This window comes from Nocardioides sp. BP30 (assembly GCF_029873215.1).
GTDB lineage: Bacteria > Actinomycetota > Actinomycetes > Propionibacteriales > Nocardioidaceae > Nocardioides.
The window spans coordinates 1,447,997-1,467,797 of the sequence record NZ_CP123620.1; the positions used below are offsets into that span (position 1 = coordinate 1,447,997).

Sequence of the window (19,801 nt, forward strand, 5' to 3'; positions counted from 1 at the left end):
GACCCAGGTTACGGTGACGCCATGCCCTCATCAGACCCGGCCGGCTGCCTCTTCTGCGACATCGCCGACGGTCGCCTCGAGGCCCAGATGGTGCTCGACGAGGAGGACTTCGTGGCGTTCCTGGACCGGCGCCCGGTCTTCAAGGGCCACGTGCTGCTGGTGCCGCGCGAGCACGTCGTCACCCTGCCCGACCTGCCGGCCCGGCTGCGCGACGGCTTCCTGGCCCACGCGCAGCGGCTGGCGACCGCGATGGTCGAGGGGCTGGCGGCCCAGGGCAGCTTCGTGGCCAACAACAACACGGTGAGCCAGTCGGTGGCCCACCTGCACCTGCACGTCGTGCCGCGCACCAAGGGAGACGGCCTGCGGGGCTTCTTCTGGCCGCGCACGTCGTATGCCGACGACCAGGAGGCGGCGACCTACGCGGCCCGGCTGCGGGCATCGTTACAGTGACGCTGGCAACAGCTGGACCGGCACCACCACGACAGCAGGACACCACCGCAGAAGGAGTCTCACCATGGGTCGTTTCGACGGACGGGTAGCCGTGATCACCGGCGCCGCGCGCGGCATCGGACTCGGCGTCGCCACGCGCTTCGCCGAGGAGGGCGCATCGGTCGCCGTCGTCGACCTCGACGAGTCGGCCGCCGCCGAGTCGGCCGCCGCGCTCCCCGTTGCCGCCGGGTCCAGTGCCAAGCACACCGGGATCGGTGCCGACGTCGGGAACGGGGCGTCCGTCGAGGCCGCCATCGACCGGGTCGTGGCCGAGCTGGGTGGCATCCACATCCTGATGAACAACGCCGGCATCACCCGCGACAACCTGCTGTTCAAGATGACCGAGGACGACTGGGACCTGGTCATGAACGTGCACCTCAAGGGCTCGTTCCTGATGAGCAAGGCTGCCCAGAAGCACTTCGTGGCGCAGAAGTACGGCAAGATCGTCAACGTCTCCTCGACCTCGGCGCTGGGCAACCGCGGCCAGGCCAACTACTCGGCCGCCAAGATGGGCCTGCAGGGCTTCACCCGCACCCTCGGCATCGAGCTGGGTCCCTTCGGCATCAACGTCAACGCCATCGCGCCGGGCTTCATCGCCACCGAGATGACCGATGCGACCGCCGCGCGGGTGGGCATGTCCGTCGAGGACTTCCGCAAGGCCGCCGCCGAGCACAACCCGGTCCGGCGGGTCGGCTACCCCGAGGACATCGCCGCGGCCGCCGCCTTCCTCGCCAGCGACGAGGCGTCGTACATCACCGGCCAGACCCTGTACGTCGACGGCGGCGTCACCCTCGGCTGAGCCCGCACCGGCGGGCTCCGCTCGGGCCGTACTCGCACCTGATCAGATGGCGGAGGCGCTGGCGCGCCTTCGTCATCCGGTCGGTCCATCGGCGACACTGGTGCCGCATTCCCCGAGTCGAAACCGTTTGGAGTCTTCCCATGCGCACTTCCCGCGCTCTCGTGCGTGCCATCGTCCCGCTTGCCCTGGGCAGCGTCGTGCTGACCGGCTGCGGCGGCGGCAGCAAGGACAGCAGTGACGGCGGGTCCGCCTCGACCGCCGCCTCGGGTGCGTCGTCGCCCGCGGCGGCTCCGACCCCCTCGACCTGGCCGCTGACCGGTCTCGCAGCTCCCGACGGCGCCTCGGAGACCAAGCACTCGGTCTACATCGCCAAGATCGACAACACCTACGACAGCAAGCCGCAGTACGGCATCGGGCAGGCCGATATGGTCACCCAGGAGCTGGTCGAGGGCGGCATCACCCGGCTGGCGGTGTTCTTCTACTCCAAGCTGCCGCAGAAGGTCGGCCCGATCCGTTCGATGCGCCTGACCGACATCGGTGTCGCCAAGCCGCTGAACGCCAAGCTGGTCACCTCGGGCGCCGCCCAGGTCACGCTCAGCGGGCTCGCCAAGGCGGGGGTGAAGTTCATCGACATGAACAACCCGAACGTGCGCCGCGTGCTGGACGGCACCCACGACACGCTGCACAGCGTCCAGGCGAACCTGAGCAAGCTCGCCGCGAGCAGCACCCAGAGCACCGCCGCGCGCCCGCAGGACTTCTTCCAGTGGGGCACCGACGCCGACTTCCAGGGCACCGGCAAGGCGACGACCGTCAACACCAAGATCGGCAACGCGCCGGGCAGCAACGACGTGTGGAAGTACACCGCCGGCAAGTACGTGCTGCAGAACAGCTACATGGACCGGGCCAGCGTGTACAACCCCGACACCGTCATCGCGATCACGGTCAAGACCAGCCTCGCGCCGTACCGGGACCCGGCCGGCAACCCGGTCCCGGTGACCCACTTCGAGGGCTCCGGCAAGGCAGTGATCTTCCACGGCGGCAAGCTGGAGAAGGTCAAGTGGCGCAAGGACGGCGTCGAGGGCCTGCCGACCTTCACCGCGAAGGACGGCACGCCGGTGAAGGTCCCGGCCGGCCACGTCTGGATCGCGCTCGTCCCCAAGGGCGGCGAGGCGGTCTCGGCCGGATCGGTCAGCTGGAGCAAGTGACGCATCCGCCGGGCCCGTCGAGCGTCTCGACGGGCCCGGCGGGCCTGCCTCAGCCGGCCGGCGCCTCGTCCGGCGCCGAGCTGCCGAGATGCACGCCCTGCGCCGAGAGCGCCTGGATGCCGGCCAGGATGTAGCTGATCGCCTCCTCGACGCGCCGCGCCGCGGCGGCCCGGTCGGTGGCGTCGGCGACCGTGTCGCCCACCGAGGAGAGCGCGCCGAAGAAGATCCGGGCGAAGGTCGCGTTCATCTCCTCGTCGACCACCTGACCGGCGGCGCGCAGGACGGTCTGGACGATCTCCTCGACGACGGTGAAGGCCGAGCGCTCCTCCTGCTCGCGGTAGCGCTCGTAGCCGAGCACCGCGGGGCCGTCCTGGATCACGATGCGGCGGTACTCGGGCTGCTGCACGGCGGTGAGGAATGCCCGCAACCCGATGAGTGCCTGCTCCCAGGGGTCCTTGACGCCCTTGATCTGCTGGCGGATCCACTTGGTCGTCGTGGTCTCGACCTCCACGAAGACGGCGTCGAAGAGCGCCTGCTTGCCGCTGAAGTGGTGGTAGAGCGCGCCCTTGGTCACCTCGGCTCCGGCGACGATCGCGTCGAGGGAGGCTCCGGCGTACCCGTTCTCGGCGAAGAGGCGGGTGGCCACCTCCAGGAGCGCCTTCTTGGTGGAGGCGGAGTACTGCTGGCGGCGCGACACCCCGGGCACGCCGGGCAGCGGCGGCACCTTCGGGACGAACTTGCTGACGGACTTGGCCACCGGGTCACTTTAGTCACCTGGGGCGCCGAGGAGTGGCCAGGATCACCTGGGCCGCGACTCCCATACCGTCGGTATGTGCCGTACCTTCGTTACGTACTCACAGTATGCGAGCGATCACCGAGGGGCTGAGCCATGACCTGGACGAGCTACCACAACCGCGGAGAGGTCCTCCGTGCCGTCGTCGCGGCCGCCGACGAGCGCCGCGACGGCCGCCTTCCGATGGACGTCGCGGGTGTCCGGGAGAGGTTCACCGACGAGCTGGACCTCCTCGGCGCGCTGCAGCTGAAGTGGCACACCGCCTTCTCCGGGAGGATCGAGCGCGAGCTCGACGCCCAGCCGATGGACCTCGAGGAAGCGGTCGTCGCGGCCTGGCACGGCGTGTGCGACGCCATGCCCGGCGTCCGTGCCGTGCTCGACCACTACGCCGAGAACCCGCTGGACGAGCGGATGGCCCAGGCCGTCGGCAAGGCGGTCGCCAAGGAGCGGATGTTCATGGCCGCGATGGCCGGCCGCGGTGCTCCCCAGGACGAGCTGACAGCACCGGCCGGCGCGCGCATCGAGGCAGCGGCTCGCGCGTCGTACGTCCCGGCGCCGCGGCGCGCGCCCGAGCGGCTCACGCTGCTCGGCCGGATCCGGGCGGCGCTCGCCGCCTGACCCTCGCCGCGCCTCGCCTTCGGCTTCCGGGCTGGAGGCCGGTGCGATGATGACCGGCATGGAGATCGCTCCGGGTCACCTCCTGGTCGCCACGCCGGCGCTGCTCGACCCCAACTTTGCGCGCACCGTCGTGCTGATGGTCGACATCGACGACGAGGGGGCGATCGGGGTCGTCCTCAACCGCCCGGGCGAGCTCGGGGTCGCCGAGGTCCTCGAGTCCTGGCAGGACGGCGTGGCAGCTCCTCCGGTGCTCTTCGAGGGGGGACCGGTGCGCACCGAGGCCGCGCTCGCGGTCGGGCTGCTGCGTGACGTCGCCGACATCCCGGTCGGCTTCCACACCATCCACGGGCGGTTGGGCCTCCTGGACCTGGACACGCCCCGGGAGCTGGTCGAGGGCAGCCTGAGCGACCTGCGGATCTTCGCCGGCTATGCCGGCTGGGGTGCCGAGCAGCTCGCCGACGAGATCGCCGAGGGCAGCTGGTTCGTCGTACCCGCTCTGCGTCAGGACGTCTTCCGCCCCTCGGTCGAGACGCTGTGGAGCGACGTGCTCAGGCGACAGCCCGGCGAGCTGGCCTGGCAGTCCACCCGGCCGGCCGACCCCGATCAGAACTGATCCCTCGCCGATGGTGTCGCGTAAACTCGACGCCATGGGATTCCTCGGCTTCGGCAACTCGGGCGGCACTGACACCGCCGTCAAGGAGAAGGTGGGAGAACGCGAGGAGACGGTCCCGACCGAGGACGGCGACCACGACCGCTTCTCGCACTTCGTGGAGAAGGACAAGCTCACCGAGGCGATGGTGATGGGCACGCCCGTCGTCGCCCTGTGCGGCAAGGTGTGGGTGCCCAGCCGCGACGGTACGAAGTTCCCCGTGTGCCCCGACTGCAAGGAGATCTGGGAGTCGCTGCCTCCCGAGGGAGACGCGTGAACAATCTCAGTCCGGCGTGGCCCAACAAGGCCGCGTGGGGGACAGCCACGTCCCTGCGTGCCTGGCAGGCCGACGCCCTGCAGCAGTACGTCGATCGCCAGCCGCGCGACTTCCTCGCGGTGGCGACCCCCGGTGCCGGGAAGACGACCTTCGCTCTGACAGTGGCCTCCGAGCTCCTCGGCCGGCGGATCGTCGACCGCGTGATCATCGTGGCCCCCACCGAGCACCTCAAGACGCAGTGGGCCGAGGCCGCCGGTCGCGCCGGCATCCCGATCGACCCGACCTACTCCGCCGGCCAGGGTCGGACGTCGGGGGAGTACCTGGGCGTGGCCGTCACCTACGCGGGGGTCGCTGTCAACCCGCTCGCGATGAGGATCCGCACCGAGCGGTTCAAGACGCTGGTGATCCTCGACGAGGTGCACCACGCCGGCGACGCGCTGTCGTGGGGGGAGGGCGTGCGCGAGGCCTTCGAGGAGGCCACCCGCCGGCTGTGCCTGACGGGCACCCCGTTCCGGTCCGACATCAACCCGATCCCGTTCGTCACCTACGCCCCGGGCGAGGACGGCATCCCGCGCTCGGTCGCCGACTACACCTACGGGTACGCCGAGGCCCTGGCCGACCATGTCGTGCGTCCCGTGCTCTTCATGGCCTACTCGGGACAGATGACGTGGCGCACCCGAGCGGGTGACGAGATCGCCGCCCATCTGGGCGAGCCGCTGACCAAGGACCTGACCCAGCAGGCGCTGCGCACCGCGCTGGACCCCAAGGGCTCGTGGATGCCGGCGGTCCTGGAGGCGGCCGACAAGCGGCTCTCCGAGGTACGCCGGCACGTCCCCGACGCCGGTGCGCTGGTGATCGCGACCGACCAGGACTCGGCGCGCGCGTACGCCAAGACGATCAAGTCCATCACGGGCGCCTCACCCACGGTGGTGCTCTCGGACGAGAAGGACGCCTCGAAGAAGATCGCCGCGTTCTCCGCGAGCGAGGACCGCTGGATGGTGGCGGTCCGGATGGTCTCCGAGGGCGTCGACGTACCGCGGCTCGCGGTCGGCGTGTACGCGACCACCACCTCCACCCCGCTGTTCTTCGCCCAGGCCATCGGTCGCTTCGTCCGGGCCCGGACGCGCGGCGAGACAGCCTCGGTCTTCCTGCCCTCGGTGCCCAACCTGCTCGGCTTCGCCTCCGAGATGGAGGTCGCCCGCGACCACGTGCTCGGCAAGAAGATCACCGACGAGGGCGACATCTTCGCCGCCGAGGACGCGCTGATGGCGCAGGCGAACGCCTCCGAGTCGGCCTCCGCCGACGAGGCGATGGGTCCGTGGGAGGCGCTCGGGTCCGAGGCGCGCTTCGACCGGGTGCTGTTCGACGGCGGCGAGTTCGGCCACGCCGGCGAGGTGCACGTCGGCTCGGAGGAGGAGATGGACTTCCTCGGCATCCCCGGGCTGCTCGAGCCCGACCAGATGCGTCAGCTGCTGCAGCAGCGCCAGAGCGACCGCGCCAAGCAGCAGCGGGCGCGCGGCGACGGGCTGGAGCAGGCCCGCCGGCAGGCGGCGGCCGACGGGCTGGCCGAGACCTCGACCCACGAGCAGTTGGCGGTGCTGCGTCGGGAGCTCAACGGCCTGGTCGCGGCCTGGCACCACCGCACCGGGCAGGCCCACGGCATCACCCACGCCGCCCTGCGCCGGGAGTGCGGTGGCCCGGCCGCCGCGGTGGCGACAGCCGACCAGCTGCGCTCGCGGATCGAGCGGATCCGGGAGTGGGCGGCCGAACGCCGCAGCGGTTGAGAGGTCACCAACGGCGGGTCGAGTGTCCAGCCTGCTGGACACTCGACCCGCCGTTGGTGACCTCTCGGCGGCCTGCCTCGATAGCTCAGTCGACGTCGGCGGTCTCGAGGACCTCGGCCTCTTCGACCGAACCGTGCGCCGGTGCCGGCGTGGTCGCGACGAAGCGGCGGAACGCCAGCAGGACGACGAGGGCGATGGCGACGATGCCCGCGCCCAGCCAGAACGCACCCTGGAAGGTGTGCTCGGCGACCTTGCCGGAGACGTAGGCGCCGATCGCGCCGCCGAAGAACCGGACGAAGGAGTACGCCGCCGATGCCACCGGCCGCGGGACCGGAGCCGCACCCATGACCAGCGTGGTGATCACGGTGTTGGTGATGCCCAGGAAGAGGCCGGTCAGGATCGTGCACACGACCACGCCCCACGGCTGACCGCCGTTCATGCCGGCGGTCGTGCTGCCGGTGGAGAAGACGCCCATCAGGGCGATGCAGGCGGCCAGTCCGACCAGCGCGATCACGATCGAGACGATGGTGCCGACCCTCCTCTCCAGCCAGGAGGCGCCCCAGATCGAGGTGAAGGCCAGGCACATGCCCCAGCCGAAGAAGACCCAGCCGGTGGCGGACGCCCCGAAGTGGGTCGAGCCGAGGGCCATCGGGTACGGGGCCACCGCCATCAGGGTGAACATGCCGTAGTTGTAGAAGAGGGCGACGACGGCGACGACGAGCAGCCCGGGGTAGCGCAGGGCCTTGATCGGGTCGGAGATCTTCGTCTTCGTCTCCGGCTTCGGCGTGGCCGGCAGGAAGAACAGCGTGGCCACCAGGCCGATGGCCATCAGCACCGCGACGCCGAAGAACGGGCCGCGCCAGCCGATGTTCTGACCGAGCTGGCCGCCGACGATCGGGCCGAGACCGATCCCGATGCCGAGCGCCGACTCGTAGAGCAGGATGGCCTGCTTGAGGGAGCCGGTGGCGAGGCTCACGATGGTGGCCAGGGAGGTCGCGATGAAGAGCGCGTTGCCCAGACCCCAGAAGGCTCGGGCGGCCACGATCCAGCCCACGCCGCCCCAGTAGTCACCCAGGCCGGCGTTGAAGGCGAGGTCGGCCAGGCCGCCCAGCGCCGAGAACACCACGATGATCGCCAGGCCCGAGATGAGGGTCCACTTCACCCCGATGCGTGAGCTCACCCAGCCGGTGATCAGCATCGCGACAGCGGTGACGACGAGGTAGGAGGTGAAGAGCAGGGAGACGTCACCGGAGGTGGCGTGCAGGTCCTTGGCGATCGACGTCAGGATCGGGTCGACCAGGCCGAGGCCCATGAAGGAGATGACGCACGCGAAGGCGACGGCCCACACGGCGCGTGGCTGACGCAGGAGCGAGCCCGTGGATGTCGCGGGCTGCGCGGTGGCAGGGGAGTTCACGCGTTTCCTTTCTCGGTGAGGCTCTTGAGTACGGCGATCGCCGTGGCGATGTCGCTCTCGGGATGGGTGCTGAGGCGGCTGCGGACGCTCTCGGCCAGACGCTCGCGGTTCTCCCGCAGGTAGGTGCGGCCGGCGTCGGTGAGGCTCAGCACCTGCGCGCGCGCGTCGGTCGGGTGGGGCGCCTTGGCGACGTACCCGTCCTGGACGAGGGCGGCGACCTGGGTGCTCATCGTCGGCTGCGAGATGCCGTCGGCCGCGGCGAGCTGGCTGATGCCGGCCGAGCCGAGGTCGTCGAGGGTGGCGAGGACGCGGTAGGCGGCGGGCATGTTGACGTCGCGGCGCAGTTGCCGGATCAACTTGCCCGCCAGGAGGACGATCTCGCCGCTCAGGTCAGTCACATTGGAAAACTATATATCCTTGCTATGCACCATGCAAGGGATTCTTGCCGCCCCGCGCTTCGGCAGGGATAGGCTCGGGCCATGCCCCGCGCGCTGATCGTGGTCGACGTCCAGAACGACTTCTGCGAGGGCGGGTCGCTCCCCGTCGCCGGTGGATCCGAGGTCGCCCACGGCATCGCCGCGCTGCTGCAGGCGCGCAGCCAGGGCCTGCCCGGCGCGGTGCGCTACGACCGGGTGGTGGCGACCAAGGACCACCACGTCGATCCGGGCGGCCACTTCGGCGACCCGCCGGACTTCGTCGATACCTGGCCCCGGCACTGCGTCGTCGGCACGGAGGGCGAGGCGTTCCACCCGAACCTGGATCCGGAGCCGTTCGACCAGATCTTCCGCAAGGGCGAGCACCGGGCCGCCTACTCCGGGTTCGAGGGCGCGAGCGAGGACGGCACCGGCCTGGCCGACTGGCTGCAGGCCGAGGGGATCACCGAGGTCGACGTCTGCGGGCTGGCCACCGACCACTGCGTCCGCGCGACAGCCCTCGACGCGCAACGGGCGGGCTTCCTCCCCCGCGTCCTGAGCGCACTCAGCGCCGGGGTCGCGCGCGAGACGACCGAGCGTGCGCTCGACGAACTGCGTGCGGCTGGCGTGAGGGTCGTCTGAGTCGGCCTGCATCCGGCCACGCAGCACCCGCGGTCGGCCTCATTCGAAGAGCGTCGGGATCGCCGGCTCGCCCTTCATCATCGACTGCACGGCGATCGGCAGCTCCTCGATCGCGGCGCGGTGCCGGTCGCGGGCAGCGGTCAGCGGCTCGCGGCCGACGATCTCGCCGTCGAGCACCAGGGGCACCACCAGCGCGCGGTCGTCGCAGCCTCCTCCCGAGGCGGTCGACGCTGCATGGCGCGGCGGAGCGCCGATTCCGACGACCTCGGCCTCGGCCACCCCGTCGGACGTACGGCGCCGCAGCGCGTACTTGCGGCCGCCGATCGAGGCCTTGTCCACGCTCTTCTTGGCCACCGGGACCATTGCGCCGCCGTCGTCCTCGCGCGCGACCAGCTTGTAGACGAACCCGCAGGTCGGAGCCCCCGAGCCGGTGACCAGCTGCGTGCCCACGCCGTACCCGTCGACGGGGGCGGCTGCGAGCGAGGCGATGGCGAACTCGTCCAGGTCACTGGTGACGATGATCTTGGTCTCGTTCGCGCCCAGCGAGTCGAGCTGGGCGCGTACGTCGTGGGCGAGCACGCCGAGGTCGCCGGAGTCGATACGGACAGCGCCCAGGCCGGTGCCCGCGACCTCGATGCCGACCCGCACCGCCTCGGCGATGTCGTAGGTGTCGACCAGCAGGGTGGTGCCGGTGCCCAGCGAGGCCACCTGCGCGGCGAACGCGTCCCGCTCGGTGTCGTGCAGGAGGGTGAAGGCGTGCGCGGAGGTACCCGTCGAGGGCACGCCGTAGCGGGCCCGGGCCGCGAGGTTGGAGGTGGCCTCGAAGCCGGCCACGTAGGCGGCCCGGGCCGCGGCGACGGCCGCCTCCTCGTGGGTGCGCCGCGAGCCCATCTCGATGCACGGTCGTCCGCCGGCGGCCAGCGTCATCCGGGAGGCCGCCGAGGCGATCGCGCCGTCGTGGTTGTAGATCGAGAGCAGCACCGTCTCCAGCAACACGGCCTCGGCGAACGTGGCCTCCACCGTGAGCAGGGGCGAGTGCGGGAAGTAGGCCTCGCCCTCGGCGTAGCCCCACACCGACCCGCCGAAGCGGTACTCGCCCAGCCACGCCAGGGTGGTGTCGTCGACGATCCCGCCGAGCGCAGCGAGCACGTCGGGGTCGAAGCGGAACGACTCGAGCGCGTCGAGCGCGCGGCCGACGCCGGCGACCACGCCGTAGCGGCGTCCTTCGGGCAGCCGCCGGGGGAACAGCTCGAAGACGCTGCGGCGGCCGGCGGTGCCGCTCGCCAGGGCCGCCTGCAGCATCGTCAGCTCGTAGTGGTCGGTGAGCAGGGCGGTGGAGGGAGCGGGGTGCGTGGCGCTGGCGGAGAGCCGTGTCGAGGTCACCGCGCCATCGTGGCACGATGGGATCCATGTCCGCGCCGAGCCCTGTGGAACTCGACGAACCGATCACCGACGACCTGACCACCCCGGCGACACCGTGGGTGACCATCGTCTGGAACGACCCGGTCAATCTGATGTCCTACGTCACCTACGTCTTCCAGAAGTACTTCGGCTACGAGAAGAAGAAGGCTGAGAAGCTGATGATGGAGGTGCACGAGGACGGCAGGTCCGCGGTGAGCACCGGAAGTCGCGAGGAGATGGAGCGCGACGTGCAGGCGATGCACGGCTACGGCCTGTGGGCGACCCTGGAGAAGCAGGGATGACGCTCCGGGGTGCGCGCCGATGAGCGGCTTCGCCTACCACCGCCGCGGCAGGCTGATCGCCGCCACGTTCTCCGGGTTCGAGGCCGACCTGCTGCGGTCGCTGTCCTCCCAGCTGATCGAGCTGCTGCACGACGAGGCCTCGCTTCCCCAGGAGGGCGGCGACCCGCTGGAGGCGCTGCTCGACTTCTCCGGCCCGACCACCGAGCCCGAGGATCCGGTCCTGGCCCGGCTGTTCCCGACCGCCTACCCCGACGACGTCGAGGCAGCCGGGGAGTTCCGTCGCTTCACCGAGGGCAGCCTGCGGGAGAGCAAGGCGGCCGGCGCGAGCGCGATCGTGGACGCGCTGGAGGAGGCCGGCCTGCCGCCGGAGCTGCTCGAGGACGGCTTGATGATCGACGTCGAGCTCGACGCCGCCGAGGCGGAGGTGTGGGTGCGCACCTTCACCGACCTGCGCCTCGCGCTCGCCACCCGACTCGACGTCGCGGAGGGTGACGAGGACTACTGGGACCAGCTCTCCGACGACGATCCGCGCGGCCAGGTCTACGGCATCTACCAGTGGCTGGGCTACCTCCAGGAGACGCTCGTCGAGTCCCTGGTCAAGGCCGCATAACGTGCGCCGAGGGCCGCGGCCGCCATCGTCCACGACGTGGGCGATGCACGCCCGCCCGCAGCGCGGAACTAGGCTGGCGACCGTGCTGACCATCGACCAGGCGACGTACGACGCCATCGTCGCCCACGCCAAGCGGGACCACCCCGACGAGGCCTGTGGCATCGTCGCCGGCCCGGAGGGCAGCGACCGTGCGGAGCGGTTGGTCGAGATGGTCAACGCGGCCGGCAGCCCGACGTTCTACGAGTTCGACTCCACCGACCTGCTCCAGCTCTACAAGGAGATGGACGCGCGCGACGAGGAGCCGGTGGTGGTCTACCACTCCCACACCGCGACCGAGGCCTATCCCAGCCGCACCGACATCGGCCTGGCCAGCGAGCCGAACGCCCACTATGTGCTGGTCAGCACCCGCGAGCACGGGAATAACCCGGGCCCCGTCGAGTTTCGTTCCTATCGGATCGTCGAGGGCGAGGTGACCGAGGAAGAGGTCACCGTCGTGCCGGCGCTGTCCTGACCGCACCCGCCTGACGCACGTCCTACCAGCAGCACGCATCGAGCCTTCGGCTGTGAAGCCGGCCAAGAAACAAGGAGAAGACATGGCCATCGAGGTCAAGATCCCGACCATCCTGCGCACCTACACCGGTGGCGAGAAGGCCGTCTCGGCCCAGGGCACCACGCTGAGCGCGCTCATCGACGACCTCGAGTCCAACCACACCGGCATCAAGGACCGCCTCATCGACGGCGGTGACCTGCGCCGGTTCGTGAACGTCTACGTCAACGACGAGGACGTGCGCTTCATCGGTGGCCTCGAGGCGGAGCTGAAGGACGGCGACGCGGTCGTCATCCTGCCGGCCGTCGCGGGCGGGGCGCGCTGAGGTCATGGTTCGCTACGACAACCTGATCAGCTCGGTCGGCGGTACGCCGCTGATCGGGCTGCCCAGGCTGTCGGAGATGGTCGGCGGTGGCCCGGGCGGCGCCGAGGTGCGGCTGTGGGCCAAGCTGGAGGACCGCAACCCCACCGGCTCGATCAAGGACCGCCCGGCCCTGAAGATGATCGAGGAGGCGGAGAAGGACGGCACCCTGCGTCCCGGCTGCACCATCCTCGAGCCGACCTCCGGGAACACCGGGATCTCACTCGCCATGGCGGCCAAGCTCAAGGGCTACCGGATCGTGTGCGTGATGCCGGAGAACACCTCCGAGGAGCGGCGTCAGCTGCTCCGGATGTGGGGCGCCGAGATCGTCTCCTCGCCGGCGGCCGGCGGCTCCAACGAAGCGGTCCGGGTGGCCAAGCGGCTCGCCGCCGAGCACCCCGACTGGGTGATGCTCTACCAGTACGGCAACGCCGCCAACGCGCTCGCCCACCAGGAGGGCACCGGCCCCGAGCTGTTGGCCGACCTGCCCTCGATCACGCACTTCGTCGCGGGCCTGGGCACCACCGGGACGCTGATGGGCGTGTCCCGCTTCTTCCGCGGCGCCAAGCCGGACGTGCGCATCATCGCCGCCGAGCCGCGCTACGGCGAGCTCGTCTACGGCCTGCGCAACCTCGACGAGGGCTTCGTGCCCGAGCTGTACGACGCCTCGCTGATCGACTCCCGCTTCTCGGTCGGCCCGCGCGACGCGGTCCGGCGGGTGCGCGAGCTGCTCGAGTTCGAGGGCATCTTCGCCGGCATCTCCACCGGCGCCATCCTGCACGCCGCCCTGGGCCAGGCCGCGAAGTGCGTGAAGGCCGGCGAGCGTGCCGACATCGCCTTCGTCGTCGCCGACGGCGGCTGGAAGTACCTCTCGACCGGCGCCTACGAGGGCACCATCGACGAGGCCGAGGAAGGCCTCGAGGGCCAGCTCTGGGCCTGACCGCTCGCCGAGACGTCACCTGTGGTGGGTCGAGGCGTCGGTTTCTGTCTCTCGGGACGAGGTCGGTCCGCCGAAACTGACCTCTCGACCCGCAACAGGTGACTCCTCGGCGGGTGTCTGGCGGCCTCGGCGGGTGTCAGGCGTGCTGCGGGATCGCGCGCAGCGCCACGTCGACCGACGCGTGCAGGCTGGCGCGGTCGACGCCGGCCGCGGCGTGGACCGCATGACCCTCGCTGAGCGCCATCACGAACCGGGCCATCGCCTCCGGGTCGGTCTCGGCCGGGAGGTCGCCGTCGGCCACCGCCCGCGCCAGCCGCTCGGCCAGCCCGCGCTCGCCGGCGAGGCGGCTGGAGGCCAGGAATGCTGCGACGCGTCCGCCATCGGAGCCGGTGGCCAGCGCTCCCTGCACCGACAGGCAGCCCGAGGGGCGGTCCGGCTGCGTGAGCGCGTCGACGTTCGCGTGCAGGAAGGACGCGACCACCTCGTACGCCGTCGGCTGGTCGAGCGCCTCGCGCGCGTAGGCCATGTCGACCTCGGCGTACCTGCTCACCGCGCGCTGGAAGAGCGCCTCCTTGTCGCCGAACGCGGCGTAGAGACTCGGACGGTTGATGCCCATGGCCTCGGTCAGTGCTGTGAGGGAGGCGCCCTCGTACCCGAGCCGCCAGAACACCTCGACCGCCCGATCGAGCGCCTCGTCGACGTCGAAGGCCCGGGGCCTCCCGCGGGTCGTGGACATGCCGTTCGTCACGCTCCTTCACCGTTCTGGATCGAACGGTACAAATTTATCTCGCTCCTGGGAATGAAGACGGCTCGTGCTGACTTATGTACCGCACGATACAAAAAGGCGGCCCGCTACCGAGCGGGCGCCCATCACAGGAGGAGAAGGTCATGGCACGCTTCGAGAACAAGACGGTCCTGGTCACCGGTGGCACGTCGGGCATCGGTCTGGCGGCGGCGCGGCGGTTCGCCGCGGAGGGCGCACGGGTCTTCGTGACCGGTCGACGCCAGGAGGCCCTCGACCAGGCGGTGGCCGAGATCGGTCCGGCCGCCACCGGCGTGCGCGGCGACGTCGCCGACCTGGCCGATCTGGATCGCGTGGTCGCCGCCATCGAGAAGGCGGGGCGCGGACTGGACGTGGTCTTCGCCAACGCCGGCGGCGGGGAGTTCGCCGCGATCGAGGACATCACCTGGCAGCACTACGCCGACACCTTCAACGCCAACGTGGGCGGCACGATCTTCACCGTGCAGAAGGCGCTTCCGCTGCTCAACGCCGGGGCGGCGATCGTGATCACCAGCTCCAACATCGACGTCAAGGGCGTGCCGGCGTTCAGCGTGTACGCCGCCTCCAAGGCAGCGCTGCGCTCCTTCACCAGGAGCTGGGCCGCCGAGCTCACCGGCCGGGGGATCCGGGTCAACAGCATCGCTCCCGGTCCGATCGGGACGCCCGGTCTCAGCGGCCTGGCACCGGATGCCGGCGCTGCCGAGCAGCTGTTCGAGGGCCTGGCCAGCGGGGTGCCGATGGGACGGCTGGGCACCACCGACGAGGTCGCCGACCCGGTGCTGTTCCTCGCCTCCGACGCCAGCTCCTACCTCACCGGCACCGAGTTGTACGTCGACGGCGGCGCCAGCCAGGTCTGACAGACTCCGGACGGTCCGCGGACCGTCTCCGGGCAGACATCGAGACAGAGATCGAGACAGAAGGAGCGCCGATGGACGAGAGTGTCGCCGCGCTGATGCGCGCCAACCTGCACCTGGTCTTCGGAGAGCGTGACGCCGTGCGACGGACCTCGGCCGCCGAGAGCACCTACGCCGAGGACGTCACCTTCGCCGACGAGGACGGCCCCATCACGGGCCGCGAGGCCGTCGTCGAGCGCGCTCGGGCGCTGCTCGACAGGGTGCCGCCGGAGTTCACCTTCGCCGAGGACGGCCCGATCTACGGTGACGGCTCCAGGGCCGCGCTCGCCTGGCGGTTCGGGCCGCCGGGCGGCGCGCCCGTGGTCCGCGGCCTGGACATCGCCACCATCGCCGCCGGCCGGATCAGCGCCCTCGAGACGCTGCTCCTCAGCTGATCGGCGAGCCTGCGCAGACGGTGTCGAGGAACCCGCGCACGACGTAGGACACGAACGCGGGCCGCTCGACCACCAGCAGGTGGCCGGTCCCGGGCACGATGCAGAGCTCGGCGCCCGGGACCGAGCGGGCGATCAGCGCGGTGTGCTCCAGGGCGACGAGATCGTGCTGGCCGGCCATCACCAGGGTGGGCGCGGTGATCGTCGCCAGGGAGGTCGCCGGGATGCGGGGCTCGACCTCCCACAGCGCGTGCAGCTTCCCCTCCACGCGGGCGACGAGCTCCGCGCCCCCGGGCGAGAGCGCGGCGTTGCGCACCTCGATCTCGTGCGCGAGGCCCGTCGGCATCGCCCGCTCGGAGCCGTCGGTCCGCAAGCCGCCGGGATCGAGGTTCGCCGCGATCGGGACCAGCGACCGGACCCGGCCGGGGTGGTCGCGGGCCAGCAGCAGCCCGATGATCGCGCCGTCGCTGAACCCGACCAGGTGGGCGTCGGCGAGGCCGAGCGCGTCCAGGTAGGCCAGCGTGTCGGCGACGGCCTCGGCATAGGAGTAGGGCCCCTCGCGGTCGGGCGTGCGACCGTGCCCCGGCCGCTCGGCGGCGTGCACGCGGTAGGCACCGCCCAGCGACTCCGCCAGCGGGCGCAGCTCCTCCAGGGAGCAACCGCCACCGTGCAGCAGCACGACGGGCGGCCCGTCGCCGGCCACCTCGTGGTAGCTCTCCACGCCGCGCAGCCTCAGGTACGGCACAGATCCTCCTCGGCCCACACCGGGCGTGCGGTCGCGCCCCATCGTGCCAGCGTTAGCCTGGTGCCTTGTGCGCGGCCTGATCCCCTCCCTCGACCCCGATGCCCCGATCGGCATCTTCGACTCGGGCTTCGGTGGCCTCACCGTGGCGCGGTCGGTGATCGACCAGTTGCCGCACGAGTCCATCCTGTACGTCGGCGACACCGCGCGGGCGCCGTACGGCGAGAAGCCGATCGCAGAGGTCCGCGAGTATGCCCTGGAGTGCCTCGACCACCTCGTCGAACAGGGTGTCAAGGCCCTGGTCATCGCCTGCAACTCGGCGAGTGCGGCGATGCTGCGTGACGCCCGGGAGCGCTACGACGTGCCGGTCGTCGAGGTGATCCTGCCCGCGACCCGCCGCGCCGTCGCCGCCAGCCGGACCGGTCGGATCGGCGTGATCTGCACCGAGGCCACCGCCGAGTCGATGGCGTACGACGACGCCTTCGCGGCAGCGCCGCACGTCACCCTGACCACCCAGGCGTGCCCGCGGTTCGTGCCGCTGGTCGAGCAGGGCATCACCTCGGGCGAGGACCTGCTGCGGGCCGCCCACGAGTACCTCGACCCGCTCACCAGCGCCGGCATCGACACCTTGATCCTGGGGTGCACGCACTACCCGCTGCTGACGGGGGTCATCTCGTATGTGATGGGGGACAACGTCACGCTGGTGAGCAGCGCGGAGGAGTCGGCCAAGGACGTCTACCGGATGCTGGCCCGACGCGACCTCATGCGGGCTGGCGGCGAGCCGGCGTACACGTTCCTCACCACCGGTGCGCCCGAGCAGTTCGAGACGATCGGGCGGCGCTTCCTCGGACCGGAGCTGGCGAATGCGCGCCAGTTCGTGGGTGGGCTCGCCTAAAGGCCCCGCCGCCGACGCGACCCGCGAGCTCGACCCCTGCTCTAGGGTCGGGGGAGGCGGTCGTCACGTGTGACCTCGGTCAAGGCGTGCTGCCAAGCGTCCGGTGAAGGCCTAGCCTTGCCTCTCATGTGCGGAGGAGTCTCGTGAAGCTGTCGATCGTCGGGTGCAGCGGCTCCTACCCGGGCCCGGACTCGCCCGCCAGCTGCTACCTGGTCCAGGCCGACGACGCCGAGGGCCGCACCTGGAACCTCCTCCTGGACCTCGGCAACGGCGCTCTGGGCGCGCTGCACCGCTACATCGACCCCCTGCAGCTGGACGCGATCCTGCTCAGTCACCTGCACGCCGACCACTGCATCGACATCACCAGCTATTACGTGCTGCGCAAGTACCACCCCACCGGCTCGCAGCCGGTGATCCCCATCCACGGTCCGAAGGGCTCCGCGCGCCGCCTGGCGCACGCCTTCGACTTGCCCCGCAAGCCCGGGATGCGCGAGGAGTTCGCGTTCCACCGCTACCGGGACGCCTTCAACATCGGCCCCTTCACGATCGAGCCGCGGGCCGTCGACCACCTCGGCATGCCCGCGTACGGCATGCGGATCACCGCGGATGGCGCGACGTTGGCCTACAGCGGCGACACCGGGCCTACCGACGTACTGGTCGAGCTTGCCGAGGGCGCCGACCTGTTCCTGTGCGAGGCGTCCTTCCGGGAGGAGGACGACAACCCGCCCAGCCTGCACCTCACCGGGCGGGAGGCCGGCGAGGCCGCGCAGCGGGCGGGAGCCAAGCGACTCGTCATCACGCACGTCCCGCCGTGGCATGACGCGGAGAAGATCCTGGCCGAGGCCGTACCCGTCTTCGACGGCCCCGCGGAGCTCGCTCGGGCGGGCGCGACGTACGTCCTGGGTGCGGGAGCCTGAGGCACCCTCCACGCCGAGGTGGGGTCGGCCGTGACATCTGTCCTGGCCCGATCAGGGGTTTCCCGGATGCATCCGGCGCTCGGACAGGGCAGGGTGGACCCCATGATCAAGGTAGAGGGTCTGACCCGGACCTATGGGAGCTACACCGCCGTCGACGACGTCAGCTTCGAGTGTCAGCCGGGCCGGGTCACCGGCTTCCTCGGGCCCAACGGTGCCGGCAAGTCCACCACCATGCGCATCATCGTCGGCCTGACCCCGCCGACCAGGGGCAGCGCCACCGTCAAGGGGGTGCACTACCACGACCTGCCGAACCCCGGGCGCACGGTCGGGGTGCTGCTGGATGCGTCCGCCCAGCACGATGGCCGCACCGGCCGCGAGGTGCTGAGCCTGGGCGCGATGGCGATGGGTCTGCCCGCCAGCCGCGTCGACGAGATGCTGCACCTGGTCTCGCTCAGCCCGAGTGAGGCCAAGCGCCGCATCCGCAACTACTCGCTCGGCATGCGGCAGCGGCTGGGCATCGCGCATGCGTTGCTGGGCGATCCCGAGGTGCTCATCCTGGACGAGCCGGCCAACGGCTTGGACCCCGCAGGCATACGGTGGATGCGCGGTCTGCTCAAGTCGTACGCCGACCGGGGCGGCACCGTGCTGCTCTCCAGCCACCTGCTGCACGAGGTGGAGCTCATCGCCGACGAGATGATCCTCATCGGCAAGGGCAAGATCGTCGCTCAGGGTGACCGGCAGTCGCTGCTGGCACACAACGGCAAGGTCGAGGCGCTGGTCACCTCGCTGGACAACGAGGCGCTCTCCCGGGCGCTGGCCGCCAAGGGAATCGGCGTCGTACCCGCCGGCGACGGGCTGCGCGTGGCCGCCGAGCCGGTCGAGGTCGGCCGCACCGCCGTCGAGCACCACATCGTCCTGACCGACCTGCGCTCCGGCGACGGCGGTCTGGAGGAGCTGTTCCTGCAGCTCACCGCCGACACCCAGCGCGAAGGAGCACTGGCATGACCACCGTCCCCCAGACCCAGGCAGCCCCGGCGCGGCAGAGCGCAGGCGGCGGCATTCCGTTCAGCCGGCTGCTGCAGGTCGAGTTCCGCAAGTCCTGGGACACCCGCTCCGGCTTCTGGCTGCTGTTCTCGATCGGTGCCATCGTCTTCGTCGCAGAGCTGATCGCCGCGATCGTGCTGGCGGTGAACAACGAGAGCGATGTCGACTTCGGCACCTTCGCCACGGTGGCCGGCTTCATCAGCCAACTGCTTCTGCCGGTCCTCGGGATCATGCTGGTCACCTCCGAGTGGAGTCAGCGCACGGCGATGGTGACGTTCTCACTCGAGCCGCGACGCGGCCGCGTCGTCGAGGCCAAGATGACGGTCGGCCTACTCTGGACCGCCTTGACCGTCGCCTTCGCGCTCATGGTTGGTGCTGTCTTCAACCTGCTCTACGGCGCGATCGCAGGCCATCTCGACTGGTCGGGAGGAGCGGGGATCACCGGCTTCGTGATCACCCAGACGCTTGCGATGCTGCTCGGCTTCGCGCTGGCCGCGCTCCTGCTCAACACCCCGGCGGCCATCGTCATCTACTTCGCCTACCTGTTCGCGCTACCGACCATCCTCGCCATCGGCAGCGCCTTGATGGGCTGGTTCAAGTCCTTCCAGGAGTGGATCAACTACAGCGATGCCCAAAGCCCGCTCTACGACGGCTTCTGGAACATGAGCGGCTCAGAGTGGGGCAAGCTGCTCGTCTCCTGCGCTCTCTGGTTCGGCATCCCGCTCACCCTGGGACTGCGTCGGATCCTGCGCGCCGAGGTCAAGTAGCCCCCTGACACCGCCGAACACGACACGCGACGGGGCCCGGCACTGGCCGGCCCGTCGTCGTCGGGGCCCGGCCGACCGCGACCGCCGGGGGCGGCCCTGTCGGCGCGGACCGTTAGGGTCGGGACC

The 19,801-nt window shown here is 70.7% G+C and carries 25 protein-coding genes; 19 read left to right on the forward strand and 6 right to left on the reverse strand.

The window, feature by feature from the left end:
- Positions 1-21 precede the first annotated feature (21 nt).
- The 3 genes from P5P86_RS06775 to P5P86_RS06785 all read left to right on the forward strand — a co-directional run bounded on the left by P5P86_RS06775 (position 22) and on the right by P5P86_RS06785 (position 2,493).
- Positions 22-450 carry an HIT family protein gene (locus tag P5P86_RS06775; protein WP_280610550.1) on the forward strand — a complete coding sequence of 143 codons (429 nt, stop codon included), beginning with the start codon at positions 22-24 and terminating at the stop codon, positions 448-450.
- A 64-nt stretch (positions 451-514) separates the two neighbouring features.
- Entirely contained in the window at positions 515-1,288 is a 774-nt protein-coding gene (locus tag P5P86_RS06780) for an SDR family NAD(P)-dependent oxidoreductase (RefSeq protein ID WP_280610551.1), read from the forward strand.
- Between the two features lie 140 nt (positions 1,289-1,428).
- Positions 1,429-2,493 (forward strand): DUF3048 domain-containing protein, encoded by a 1,065-nt coding sequence (locus P5P86_RS06785; RefSeq protein WP_280610552.1) that lies wholly within the window; start codon positions 1,429-1,431, stop codon positions 2,491-2,493.
- A 49-nt stretch (positions 2,494-2,542) separates the two neighbouring features.
- Here P5P86_RS06785 and P5P86_RS06790 read toward each other — a convergent pair whose 3' ends face one another.
- Complete coding sequence (locus P5P86_RS06790) at positions 2,543-3,250, reverse strand: TetR/AcrR family transcriptional regulator (protein WP_280610553.1); 708 nt, start codon at positions 3,248-3,250, stop codon at positions 2,543-2,545.
- A gap of 132 nt (positions 3,251-3,382) precedes the next feature.
- Between P5P86_RS06790 and P5P86_RS06795 the strand changes: the two genes are divergently transcribed.
- Genes P5P86_RS06795 through P5P86_RS06810 form a run of 4 tightly spaced genes read left to right on the forward strand, consistent with a single transcriptional unit; the run spans position 3,383 to position 6,614 of the window.
- Entirely contained in the window at positions 3,383-3,904 is a 522-nt protein-coding gene (locus P5P86_RS06795) for a hypothetical protein (RefSeq protein WP_280610555.1), read from the forward strand.
- A 58-nt stretch (positions 3,905-3,962) separates the two neighbouring features.
- Positions 3,963-4,517 carry a YqgE/AlgH family protein gene (locus P5P86_RS06800; protein ID WP_348537910.1) on the forward strand — a complete coding sequence of 185 codons (555 nt, stop codon included), beginning with the start codon at positions 3,963-3,965 and terminating at the stop codon, positions 4,515-4,517.
- 34 nt (positions 4,518-4,551) lie between these two features.
- Positions 4,552-4,830, forward strand: coding sequence for a DUF3039 domain-containing protein (locus P5P86_RS06805; protein ID WP_280610557.1), 279 nt, complete (start codon positions 4,552-4,554; stop codon positions 4,828-4,830).
- A complete protein-coding gene (locus P5P86_RS06810; protein ID WP_280610558.1) occupies positions 4,827-6,614 on the forward strand; it encodes a DEAD/DEAH box helicase in 1,788 nt (595 codons plus the stop codon). Before P5P86_RS06805 ends, P5P86_RS06810 begins: the two co-directional genes overlap by 4 nt.
- An 85-nt stretch (positions 6,615-6,699) precedes the next feature.
- On the opposite strand, the gene P5P86_RS06815 is transcribed toward P5P86_RS06810, so the two are convergent.
- A complete protein-coding gene (locus P5P86_RS06815; protein WP_280610559.1) occupies positions 6,700-8,028 on the reverse strand; it encodes an MFS transporter in 1,329 nt (442 codons plus the stop codon).
- Positions 8,025-8,426, reverse strand: a complete 402-nt coding sequence (locus P5P86_RS06820) for a MarR family winged helix-turn-helix transcriptional regulator (RefSeq protein ID WP_280610560.1) — start codon at positions 8,424-8,426, stop codon at positions 8,025-8,027. Before P5P86_RS06820 ends, P5P86_RS06815 begins: the two co-directional genes overlap by 4 nt.
- An 81-nt stretch (positions 8,427-8,507) precedes the next feature.
- On the opposite strand from P5P86_RS06820, the gene P5P86_RS06825 reads away from it, so the two are divergent.
- The gene (locus P5P86_RS06825; RefSeq protein WP_280610561.1) at positions 8,508-9,083 is read left to right on the forward strand and encodes a nicotinamidase; all 576 of its coding nucleotides are present in this window, start codon (positions 8,508-8,510) and stop codon (positions 9,081-9,083) included.
- Between the two features lie 39 nt (positions 9,084-9,122).
- Here P5P86_RS06825 and P5P86_RS06830 read toward each other — a convergent pair whose 3' ends face one another.
- Positions 9,123-10,385 (reverse strand): nicotinate phosphoribosyltransferase, encoded by a 1,263-nt coding sequence (locus P5P86_RS06830; protein ID WP_446724932.1) that lies wholly within the window; start codon positions 10,383-10,385, stop codon positions 9,123-9,125.
- Positions 10,386-10,492: 107 nt separating this feature from the next.
- On the opposite strand from P5P86_RS06830, the gene clpS reads away from it, so the two are divergent.
- The 5 genes from clpS (at position 10,493) to P5P86_RS06855 (ending at position 13,244) form a co-directional block, all read left to right on the forward strand.
- Positions 10,493-10,786, forward strand: a complete 294-nt coding sequence (gene clpS, locus P5P86_RS06835; RefSeq protein ID WP_280610563.1) for an ATP-dependent Clp protease adapter ClpS — start codon at positions 10,493-10,495, stop codon at positions 10,784-10,786.
- A gap of 19 nt (positions 10,787-10,805) precedes the next feature.
- A complete protein-coding gene (locus P5P86_RS06840) occupies positions 10,806-11,396 on the forward strand; it encodes a DUF2017 domain-containing protein (RefSeq protein WP_280610564.1) in 591 nt (196 codons plus the stop codon).
- 82 nt (positions 11,397-11,478) lie between these two features.
- Positions 11,479-11,907 carry a M67 family metallopeptidase gene (locus P5P86_RS06845; RefSeq protein ID WP_280610565.1) on the forward strand — a complete coding sequence of 143 codons (429 nt, stop codon included), beginning with the start codon at positions 11,479-11,481 and terminating at the stop codon, positions 11,905-11,907.
- An 82-nt stretch (positions 11,908-11,989) separates the two neighbouring features.
- Positions 11,990-12,268, forward strand: coding sequence for a MoaD family protein (locus P5P86_RS06850; RefSeq protein WP_280610567.1), 279 nt, complete (start codon positions 11,990-11,992; stop codon positions 12,266-12,268).
- Positions 12,269-12,272: 4 nt separating this feature from the next.
- Entirely contained in the window at positions 12,273-13,244 is a 972-nt protein-coding gene (locus tag P5P86_RS06855; RefSeq protein WP_280610568.1) for a PLP-dependent cysteine synthase family protein, read from the forward strand.
- Between the two features lie 136 nt (positions 13,245-13,380).
- Here the strand turns inward: P5P86_RS06855 and P5P86_RS06860 are convergent, their stop codons facing one another.
- Complete coding sequence (locus P5P86_RS06860) at positions 13,381-13,980, reverse strand: TetR/AcrR family transcriptional regulator (RefSeq protein ID WP_280610569.1); 600 nt, start codon at positions 13,978-13,980, stop codon at positions 13,381-13,383.
- Positions 13,981-14,132: 152 nt separating this feature from the next.
- On the opposite strand from P5P86_RS06860, the gene P5P86_RS06865 reads away from it, so the two are divergent.
- Both P5P86_RS06865 and P5P86_RS06870 read left to right on the forward strand, forming a co-directional pair.
- The gene (locus P5P86_RS06865) at positions 14,133-14,882 is read left to right on the forward strand and encodes an SDR family oxidoreductase (RefSeq protein ID WP_280610570.1); all 750 of its coding nucleotides are present in this window, start codon (positions 14,133-14,135) and stop codon (positions 14,880-14,882) included.
- 71 nt (positions 14,883-14,953) lie between these two features.
- Positions 14,954-15,313, forward strand: a complete 360-nt coding sequence (locus tag P5P86_RS06870; protein ID WP_280610571.1) for a nuclear transport factor 2 family protein — start codon at positions 14,954-14,956, stop codon at positions 15,311-15,313.
- Here the strand turns inward: P5P86_RS06870 and P5P86_RS06875 are convergent.
- Positions 15,306-16,055 carry an alpha/beta fold hydrolase gene (locus tag P5P86_RS06875; RefSeq protein WP_280610572.1) on the reverse strand — a complete coding sequence of 250 codons (750 nt, stop codon included), beginning with the start codon at positions 16,053-16,055 and terminating at the stop codon, positions 15,306-15,308. The genes P5P86_RS06870 and P5P86_RS06875 overlap by 8 nt on opposite strands.
- Positions 16,056-16,122: 67 nt before the next feature.
- On the opposite strand from P5P86_RS06875, the gene murI reads away from it, so the two are divergent.
- The 4 genes from murI to P5P86_RS06895 all read left to right on the forward strand — a co-directional run bounded on the left by murI (position 16,123) and on the right by P5P86_RS06895 (position 19,675).
- A complete protein-coding gene (murI, locus tag P5P86_RS06880) occupies positions 16,123-16,947 on the forward strand; it encodes a glutamate racemase (protein ID WP_280610573.1) in 825 nt (274 codons plus the stop codon).
- A gap of 143 nt (positions 16,948-17,090) precedes the next feature.
- Positions 17,091-17,864 (forward strand): MBL fold metallo-hydrolase, encoded by a 774-nt coding sequence (locus P5P86_RS06885; RefSeq protein ID WP_280610574.1) that lies wholly within the window; start codon positions 17,091-17,093, stop codon positions 17,862-17,864.
- Positions 17,865-17,966: 102 nt separating this feature from the next.
- Entirely contained in the window at positions 17,967-18,869 is a 903-nt protein-coding gene (locus P5P86_RS06890; protein WP_280610575.1) for an ABC transporter ATP-binding protein, read from the forward strand.
- A complete protein-coding gene (locus P5P86_RS06895; RefSeq protein WP_280610576.1) occupies positions 18,866-19,675 on the forward strand; it encodes an ABC transporter permease in 810 nt (269 codons plus the stop codon). Before P5P86_RS06890 ends, P5P86_RS06895 begins: the two co-directional genes overlap by 4 nt.
- Positions 19,676-19,801: the final 126 nt, after the last annotated feature.

Bases quoted from the DNA above. Each gene is read 5' to 3' on its own strand.
- clpS (WP_280610563.1), top strand. From the start codon at position 10,493: ATGTCCGCGCCGAGCCCTGTGGAACTCGACGAACCGATCACCGACGAC.
- P5P86_RS06805 (WP_280610557.1), top strand. From the start codon at position 4,552: ATGGGATTCCTCGGCTTCGGCAACTCGGGCGGCACTGACACCGCCGTC.
- P5P86_RS06895 (WP_280610576.1), top strand. From the start codon at position 18,866: ATGACCACCGTCCCCCAGACCCAGGCAGCCCCGGCGCGGCAGAGCGCA.
- P5P86_RS06775 (WP_280610550.1), top strand. From the start codon at position 22: ATGCCCTCATCAGACCCGGCCGGCTGCCTCTTCTGCGACATCGCCGAC.
- P5P86_RS06850 (WP_280610567.1), top strand. From the start codon at position 11,990: ATGGCCATCGAGGTCAAGATCCCGACCATCCTGCGCACCTACACCGGT.
- P5P86_RS06795 (WP_280610555.1), top strand. From the start codon at position 3,383: ATGACCTGGACGAGCTACCACAACCGCGGAGAGGTCCTCCGTGCCGTC.
- P5P86_RS06830 (WP_446724932.1), bottom strand. From the start codon at position 10,385: ATGCTGCAGGCGGCCCTGGCGAGCGGCACCGCCGGCCGCCGCAGCGTC.
- P5P86_RS06870 (WP_280610571.1), top strand. From the start codon at position 14,954: ATGGACGAGAGTGTCGCCGCGCTGATGCGCGCCAACCTGCACCTGGTC.
- P5P86_RS06785 (WP_280610552.1), top strand. From the start codon at position 1,429: ATGCGCACTTCCCGCGCTCTCGTGCGTGCCATCGTCCCGCTTGCCCTG.
- P5P86_RS06855 (WP_280610568.1), top strand. From the start codon at position 12,273: ATGGTTCGCTACGACAACCTGATCAGCTCGGTCGGCGGTACGCCGCTG.
- P5P86_RS06825 (WP_280610561.1), top strand. From the start codon at position 8,508: ATGCCCCGCGCGCTGATCGTGGTCGACGTCCAGAACGACTTCTGCGAG.
- P5P86_RS06800 (WP_348537910.1), top strand. From the start codon at position 3,963: ATGGAGATCGCTCCGGGTCACCTCCTGGTCGCCACGCCGGCGCTGCTC.
- P5P86_RS06780 (WP_280610551.1), top strand. From the start codon at position 515: ATGGGTCGTTTCGACGGACGGGTAGCCGTGATCACCGGCGCCGCGCGC.
- P5P86_RS06860 (WP_280610569.1), bottom strand. From the start codon at position 13,980: ATGTCCACGACCCGCGGGAGGCCCCGGGCCTTCGACGTCGACGAGGCG.
- P5P86_RS06840 (WP_280610564.1), top strand. From the start codon at position 10,806: ATGAGCGGCTTCGCCTACCACCGCCGCGGCAGGCTGATCGCCGCCACG.
- P5P86_RS06865 (WP_280610570.1), top strand. From the start codon at position 14,133: ATGGCACGCTTCGAGAACAAGACGGTCCTGGTCACCGGTGGCACGTCG.
- P5P86_RS06890 (WP_280610575.1), top strand. From the start codon at position 17,967: ATGATCAAGGTAGAGGGTCTGACCCGGACCTATGGGAGCTACACCGCC.